This is a genomic window from Stenotrophomonas sp. 05L44_2 (assembly GCF_056665995.1).
The window spans coordinates 1-8,013 of sequence record NZ_JBFTNR010000101.1 but is presented as its reverse complement, the minus strand read 5'-3'; the positions used below and the strand labels follow the sequence as shown (position 1 = coordinate 8,013).

Sequence of the window (8,013 nt, the reverse complement as noted above, 5' to 3'; positions counted from 1 at the left end):
TCCATGGCCAACGGGCCGGCTGACATGCGCCGCACCTGGGTCAACGTAATCGGCAACCAGCTGGTATGGCTGTGCGCCGTTGCCGGAGCCGGCCGCGGCTGGCAATGGCCGGCCCTGCTGTCGGCCACACTCTATGTCGGCAGCCAGTTGCTTGCCTCGACGCGGCCACGCCTGGAGCTGCGCCTGCTGTTGCTCGCGCTGGGGTGTGCCTGGCTGGTGGATGGCAGCGCTGCAGCCAGCGGTGCTGTGCAGTACGCCGCCGCACCGCTTGGATGGGTGCCGCCACCGTGGATTTTCGCGCTGTGGGCGGCCTTTGCGATGACCCTGACGGCGTCGATGGCGTTTCTGCAGCGGCACTGGATGCTGCCGGTGGCCCTGGGCCTGCTGGCGCCGCTGGCGTATCTGTCCGCGGCGCGGGGTTTCCAGGCCGTACATTTCACCGCCCCGGCCTGGCTGGGCGTGGCAACACTGGCGCTGGGCTGGTGCGTGGCACTGTCGCTGCTGTGCGCCGTCGCCCGTCGCGGAACGCCCAGCAATCGTGACACCCCATTGATCGGAGCAGCCTGATGAGCATTCTGTGGTGGGTACTGCTGTACGCCGTGCTGATCATGGCCTGGGGTTGGACCTGGCAGCGCAGGCAGCGCAACATCGGCATCGTCGATGTCCTGTGGGCAAAGGGCGTGGCGGCAGGCGCGCTGCTGCTTGCATGGCTGGGCGATGGCGCGCTGCAGCCACGCATCGCACTGGCCGTGCTCGGTGGCCTGTGGGGAAGTCGTCTCGCCCTGCATCTGTGGYGCCGCGTACGCAGCGAGGAAGAAGACGGTCGCTACCGCTATCTGCRCGAACACTGGCACGGCCACCAGGGCAGGATCTTCGGCTTCTTCATGGCGCAGGCGCTGTTGGTGGTGCTGTTTGCGCTGCCGTTCACGGCCGTGGCCGGCAATCCCCACAGCGACATGCCTGGCTGGATCGCAGCGGCGGTCGTCGTGTGGCTGCTCAGCGTGGGCGGCGAAGCACTGGCCGACCGTCAGCTGGCACGCTTCCGCGCCGACCCGGCAAACAGGGGCCGGACCTGCCGCCAAGGACTGTGGCGGTACACGCGCCATCCCAATTACTTCTTCGAGTGGCTTCACTGGTTCACCTATGTACTGCTGGCAGCCGGCTCACCCTTGTGGTGGCTGGCCTGGTCCGGGCCGGTGCTGATGTACGTGTTCCTGCGCTACCTCAGTGGCGTTCCCTTCACCGAGAAACAGGCGCTGCGCAGTCGAGGCGATGACTATCGCGACTTCCAGCGCAGTACCCCGATGTTCTTCCCCTGGTTTCCGCGCAGCCCCAAGGAGTGATCCCGATGAACAGCACCCCGTCCCTTGCTCCGGTTGCCGATACGGAAGCCGGCCTTACCGGCTGGGCCGAGCGTGGCTGGCTGCCCGATGCGGCGCTGCGCGCGGGCATACGCCGCCTGTGTGCGCAACGCCTGGCCGAGGAGTCGAGCGGCAGCATGGAGGAGCAGGCCCAGCGCTTCAGCCGCCGTATCGCCGAGCTCGCTGGCAGCCCACTGGCACTGCACGTGGATGCGGCCAACCGCCAGCATTACGAGGTGCCTGCCGCCTTCTTCCAGGGCTGCCTGGGGCATCGCCTGAAGTACAGCAGCTGCTACTACCGCACCGGCCGCGAGACGCTGGACCAAGCCGAGGATGCGATGCTGGAGCTGTACGGGCAGCGCGCCGGATTGGCCGACGGCCAGGCCATTCTTGAGCTGGGCTGCGGCTGGGGCTCGCTGACGCTGTGGATGGCCGAGCGCTACCCGAACGCGCGCATCACCGCCGTGTCCAACTCGCACAGCCAGCGCAGCCATATCCTGGCGCAGTGCGAGGCGCGCGGGTTCGGCAACGTCGAGGTACTCACCCGGGACGTCAACCAGCTGGACCTGCCTGCCGCTGCATTTGATCGCTGCGTGTCGGTGGAGATGTTCGAGCATGTCCGCAACTACGACCGCCTGCTGGGCCGCATTGCCCGCTGGCTGAAGCCGGACGGTGCGCTGTTCGTACACATTTTCGCCCATCGCACGCTGATGTATCCGTTCGAGACCGAGGGCGACGACAACTGGATGGGCCGGCATTTCTTCACCGGCGGCCTGATGCCGGCAGCGGACACGCTGCTGCACTTCCAGCGCGACCTGGTGCTGGACCAGCGCTGGCTGCTGGACGGCACGCACTACCAGCGCACGGCCAACCATTGGCTGGCCAACCAGGATGCTGCCCGTGAACAGCTGCTGCCCGTGCTGGCACAGACCTATGGCGACGAAGCGGCGGCACGCATCTGGTGGCAGCGCTGGCGCATGTTCTGGATGGCCTGCGCCGAATTGTTCGGCTACGACGACGGCCAGCAATGGCTGGTCGCCCACTACCTGTTCCGCCCGCGTTGAAGGAGACCGCCCGCATGCGTATCGCATCGCTGTTCCCGCTGCTGGCCGTTGCCCTGTTCGGCGCAGGCTGCAGCAGCCACGACACCCGCCCCATCCCGCTGCCTCCGAAGGTGGACGTGCCGCGCTTCATGGGCGACTGGTATGTCATCGCCCATATTCCGTCCCGGCCCGAGCGCGAGGCCTTCGACGCGGTGGAAAGCTACGCGCTGCAGGCCGATGGCCGCATCCAGACCACTTTCACCTATCGCAAGGGCAGCTTCCAGTCGCCACAGAAGTCGATGCACCCAGTGGGCCGTGTGGAAAAACACGGCAATGGTGCGGTCTGGGGAATGCAGTTCATCTGGCCCATCCAGGCCGAATACCTGATTGCCTGGCTGGATGAGGGCTACACCCAGACCATCGTGGCCCGCAGCAAGCGTGACTACGTGTGGTACATGGCGCGCACGCCGCAGGTGAGCGAGGCGGACTACCAGCAGGCGGTCGCCCGCATCCAGGCAATGGGCTACGACACCGGCAAGCTGCGCCGTGTGCCGCAGTCGGTGCGCTGAGCCCGCGCGAAGTGATGTTGCAGAACAGAATGACGCTAGCGCCGAATCGGCCGTTGCCCCATGAATGGGGGAATATAGGGCTGCCCGGCCTTTCACGGATTATCAATCCCGCTTTATGTGATTAATATCACTTAAAGACATTTACTCCCATGCAATAAAGGCGGCGAAGATTCACCGGCCTCCGGCCACAGGGAGCGTGCCATGCAGGATGTCTCGCCGCATCAGTGCAAGGTTGTATCCGAACGGAAATGGTCGCTCAGCACGTTCATGGAGTTCTATGAGCGCGTACTGAGCCAGCGCATTTTCGGTCCCTACGGAAAGCTGCTGGCCGAGGAGATCGCTGGCGACATCCGGGCCGGTTTCAACGCGTCCGACGTCCTGGAGGTCGCCTGCGGCACCGGGGTCATCACCGCAAACCTTTACCAGCACCTGAGCAGGCCGCTCGGCCTACGGTTGGTCGCCACCGATCTCTCAGCGATCGCCGTGAACGTGGCACGCAGCGTGCTGAGCGATGAGGTGCAGCGCAACGTGCCCCTCCTTGCCGATGTGGACATGGCGGAGCTGCCCTTCGCCGACGCCAGCTTCGACGTCRTCGTCTGCGGGTTCGGCCTGATGTTCCCGCCGGACAAGGCCCGCGTCGCCCGCGAGTTCAGGCGCGTGCTCCGCCCTGGCGGACGGGTCTACGCCACGGCATTCCACTACAACCAGCTGTTCGAGCTGGCCCGCGAGCAGTCACGGCAGCACTTCGGCATGCCCTCCCGGCTGATGGATGCGGCCCTGAGCCTGACCGACCCGTCGCCCATCACACGGGCGTTCGCGATCGAAGGACTTTCCCCACGCGAGGGCGAGATGGCTGAACTGCGGCCCCTCGCGTTTGCCATGGGCGACGCCGATGTGCGCGAGTTCCTGTTCAACGCCTGCATCCTTCTGGAGGAGTTCAACCAGTGCGACGCCCCCAGCAGGGAACGCTATCTGGACGCGATGCTGGACGCCGTCCATGCAGCAGTGCCAGACCGGCGTTACCAGGTGGAAGCCTGGTTGCTGCGCGGCTGTGTCGATGCTGCACACACTCCTGCGCAGGCCGCCCTCCGGGCACCGGATTTCTCACCCCTGCTGGCGTTCCACCTGCCACTGCAGCAGGATGCGCGCGCGATGCGCGGCTTCGAAAGCGCTCGCGCACGGTTCCTCGCCGACCACCCCGATTATCCCCATGATCAGGTCGAGGCCATGCGCCAGCAGGAGTATGCGCGGCTGGATGAGCAACAGGTGACCTATCTGGATCACGTGGGCGGAACATTGCCACCCGACAGCCTGCTTGAGCAGGATTACCAGGCACTCAAGCGGACGATTCTCGGCAATCCGCACAGCGGATCGAAAGCATCCCAGGACGCACTCCATGGGGCGTGTGAACAGATCCACGCCTTCTTCGGAACCACGCCGGAGGAGTACGAAATACTGTTCACCGCCAATGCCAGCAGCGCAATCCGGTTGGTGGCCGAGTCATTCCCGTTCCAGGCCGGGTCGCAGGCTCTGCTGACCAAGGACAATCACACCTCGGTACACGGCTTGCGCGAGTACGCCACGGCGAAGGGCGCACAGGTGAAGTACATTCCGCTGGATGACGAGCTGCTGTTGCATGAAGGGCTGATGTGGCGCGCGTTGCAGCGGCTGCAGCCCGGCGCCCCGCATCTGCTCGCTTTTCCCGCGCAATCCAATGCGACCGGCGCCCGGCACGATCTGGCCTGGATCGAGCGGGCCCAGGCGCATGGCGCGACGGTGCTGTGTGACGCGGCGGCCCTGGTGCCGCAATACCGGCTTGACTGCGGCCGTCATCACCCCGATTTCGTGGTGGCGTCGTTCTACAAGATCTTCGGTTACCCCACCGGCGCCGGTTGCCTGCTCGCCCGGCGGGCCGCACTCGACCTGCTGAAACCGCCGTCGTTTGCCGGTGGTGGCGTGTGCTACTACTCCGGGCCATGGTCACCCACCGATCGCCTGCTGTACCGCGATGCGGGCCAGCGATTCGAAGTCGGCACGCCCAACTACGCCGCCTTCCCCGCCATCGCCAGAGGCTTTGAATTCGTGGCCGCGCTGGGCGGAGTGGAAGCGGTCGCGTTGCGCTCGCGTGCGTTGGCCGAGTGGCTGCAGGCGCAGCTGTCATCGCTTCGCCACCACATAGGCGGCGCGTTGCCGCTGTGCCAGATCTATGGCCCGCCCGCTGCGCAGCGGGGCGCGACGCTGATGCTGAACTTCTTCGACTGCTATGGCTCCATCCTGCCGCACGCCCGCATCAAGCGCGCCGCAGACCGGTTCGGCATCACCCTGCGCAATGGCTGCTTCTGCAACCTGGGCGCCGTCCAGCAGGCGACCTACGCGACCGCAGGCGCCGAGCACTGTGAGCTGGACAAGACCGGGAAGATTCTCGACTGCACCACATTCGACGAGAAGATCCTGGAGAAGGGTGATTGCGGTGCGGTCAGGATTTCGTTCGGGCTGGGATCGAATTTCACCGATGCGTATCGCTTCCTGCTGTTCGCCACCTGCCTGCTGGACACAGATGCTTCAGGCCTGGAATGTGTGATGGAGCAATCATCGGCACCGGCTCCGGAACCCCGGGTTGCCAGCACTGTGCAGGCTTGATCCGCTGCGGGGCCGTGCCCAGGCCGGACTGTCGCATTGCGGCGATGGGCTACGGAACGGGTGCCGCTGATCGGCCAGGCCTGATCAACCGCAGCCTGGCCTGTGACGCGAGATGAATGGGGGTACACCCAGCCGCTAGCCGCATGCAGCCTGCCTCCTCTATAGTCAGCCGAGCACGACAGGCGTGGTGCCTGTCCGGCAACTACAGGGAGTGGGTCATGGGTCTGGTACAAGCGGTGAAGGGTGCAGTCAGCGGTGTGCTGGCCGACCAGTGGAAGGACTTCTACACCGTGCCGACCGGCCTGCCGTCCACGGCAGCCCTGTTCGCGGCGGTGCCGCAGGGCACCAATGCCGGGCGCGGTTCGAACACCAGCGGCTCCTCCAACATCATCAGCAACGGTTCGAAGATCGTCGTGCCCGAGGGCTACGGCCTGCTGCTGTTCCAGGATGGCGCGATCACTGCCTTCGTGGCCGAGCCGGGTGGCTACGAGTGGCGTTCGGACGATCTGAACTCGCAGTCGATCTTCGCCGGCGACGGCCTGGTCAGCACCTTCATCAAGCAGAGCTGGGAGCGCTTCAAGTTCGGCGGCCAGCCGGGCTCGCAGCAGGCCGCCTTCTTTGTTTCGCTGAAGGAACTGCCGGACAACCGCTTCGGCACCCAGTCGGAAATCTACTGGGACGACGGTTTCCTCAACACCCAGGTAGGCGCGGTCACCCGTGGTTCGTACACGCTGAAGATCGTCGACCCGATCCTGTTCGTGAAGAACTTCGTTCCGGCCAGCTACCTGCGGCCGGGCCAGGTGTTCGACTTCACCGACCTGGACAATGCTGCTGCCAGCCAGCTGTTCAATGAAGTGGTGGGTTCGCTGGCGCCGGCGTTCAGCCTGTACACCAACGATCCGGGCAAGGGCAACCGCATCACCAAGCTGCAGCAGGATTCGCTGGGCTTTGCGCAGAGCCTGTCGGCCGCCGTCGAACAGGGCTACCAGTGGAAGTCCGATCGTGGCCTGGCCATCGTCAAGACCGCCATCGTCTCGATCGAGTACGACGCCAACACCCGCGAGCTGCTGAAGACCGTGCAGCGCGCCGATGCGCTGTCCGGCTCGCGTGGCAATTCCAACCTGCAGGCCAGCGTCGCCCAGGGCATCCAGTCCGCCGGTGAGAACGGCGGTGCCGCCGGGCTTGTCGGCGTGGGCATGGCATCGGGCATGTTCGGCGCGGGCAACCTGCAGCAGCCGGCAACYCCGGCCGCCCCTGCCGCCGACGATCCGGTGGCCAAGCTGAAGAAGGCCAAGGAAATGCTCGACCTGGGCCTGATCACCCAGACCGACTACGACGCGCTGAAGGCCAAGGCGCTGGGACTGTAAGAAGACGCAGGACGCGCAACCACCATGTCCGATCCCAGAAACACGCCTCCGCCGCTGCCCGGTTCCGCTTCAGCACCCCCGCCCCTGCCGGCGGCGGTGCTGGACGGCCCCGGTTCGCCGCAGGATGTCCCTCCCCTGCCCGGCAGCTTCCCGCTGGATACTTCCAAGCTGCCTGAGGCCATCCGCAACGAAGTCGAGGCGCCCGACCCGGTCGCCATCGACACCGCTGCGGCCGAACTGAAAGACGGCCTCAACCGCTGCCCCAAGTGCGGCGCCACCGACATACGGCCCAAGCTGGGCACCGACATCCTGGTCTGCCTGTACTGCCGTCACCAGTGGCATGGCGCGCGGGTGGAGGAGGAATTCGGGCTGGGCGAAGCCATCGACCAGCTGCGTGGCACCGTCATTGCATCGGGCGCACGCGATATCGATGCCGACACCTCGGCACTGATGACCTTCAAGTGCACCGGTTGCGGCGCCGAAGTCACGGTCAACACCGAAAGCACGATGACGGCGCGCTGCCACTGGTGCCGGCATGTGTTCGGCGTGAACGAACAGATCRCCAACGGCGCGGTGCCCGACGCCGTGCTGCCGTTCCATATCAAGAAGGAGGATGCGGTCGCGCGCATCCGCCAGTTCGTCGACAAGCGCCGGATGTTCGCGCTCAAGGCGTTCAAGGAACAGTTCACCCCGGAAAACGTGGTGGGCGTGTACCTGCCCTACATGATCGTCGACGGCAATGTCAGCGCAGCGGTGGCTGGCAAGGGTGAGATCAAGACCCGCGAGTACACCCGTGGCACCGAGAAGAACAAGCAGACCTACTACGACGCGGATATCTACCAGGTGGAACGCCAGGTCGATTTCACCGTGGACGACCTGCCGCTGGAATCCTCTGCCGAGCGCGGCAACCTGGACACGCGCGCCAACACCAACAACATCATCAACACGATTCTGCCGTTCGACACCAAGAACGCGGTGAAGTGGAACGCCTCGTACCTGGCCGGGTTCACTTCGGAAAAGCGCAACCTGGACG

General features: G+C 65.4%; 7 protein-coding genes. All 7 read left to right on the top strand.

Features of this window, described 5'->3' with window-relative positions; all coding sequences use genetic code 11:
- Positions 1-24: 24 nt before the first annotated feature.
- Positions 25-567 (top strand): DUF2878 domain-containing protein, encoded by a 543-nt coding sequence (locus tag AC1VAN_RS05480; RefSeq protein WP_025874468.1) that lies wholly within the window; start codon positions 25-27, stop codon positions 565-567.
- Complete coding sequence (locus tag AC1VAN_RS05475; RefSeq protein WP_480985411.1) at positions 567-1,343, top strand: DUF1295 domain-containing protein; 777 nt, start codon at positions 567-569, stop codon at positions 1,341-1,343. The genes AC1VAN_RS05480 and AC1VAN_RS05475 overlap by 1 nt, the downstream gene beginning before the upstream one ends.
- A 5-nt stretch (positions 1,344-1,348) precedes the next feature.
- The gene (locus AC1VAN_RS05470) at positions 1,349-2,425 is read left to right on the top strand and encodes an SAM-dependent methyltransferase (protein ID WP_080148694.1); all 1,077 of its coding nucleotides are present in this window, start codon (positions 1,349-1,351) and stop codon (positions 2,423-2,425) included.
- A 14-nt stretch (positions 2,426-2,439) separates the two neighbouring features.
- The gene (locus tag AC1VAN_RS05465; RefSeq protein ID WP_032974662.1) at positions 2,440-2,973 is read left to right on the top strand and encodes a lipocalin family protein; all 534 of its coding nucleotides are present in this window, start codon (positions 2,440-2,442) and stop codon (positions 2,971-2,973) included.
- A gap of 201 nt (positions 2,974-3,174) precedes the next feature.
- Positions 3,175-5,613 carry an aminotransferase class V-fold PLP-dependent enzyme gene (locus tag AC1VAN_RS05460; protein WP_480985410.1) on the top strand — a complete coding sequence of 813 codons (2,439 nt, stop codon included), beginning with the start codon at positions 3,175-3,177 and terminating at the stop codon, positions 5,611-5,613.
- Positions 5,614-5,831: 218 nt separating this feature from the next.
- On the top strand, positions 5,832-6,980 hold the full coding sequence (locus tag AC1VAN_RS05455) for an SPFH domain-containing protein (RefSeq protein WP_442251071.1): 1,149 nt from the start codon (positions 5,832-5,834) through the stop codon (positions 6,978-6,980).
- A gap of 24 nt (positions 6,981-7,004) precedes the next feature.
- Positions 7,005-8,013 (top strand): TFIIB-type zinc ribbon-containing protein (locus AC1VAN_RS05450; protein ID WP_480985409.1); only part of this gene is annotated, 1,009 nt, incomplete at its 3' end.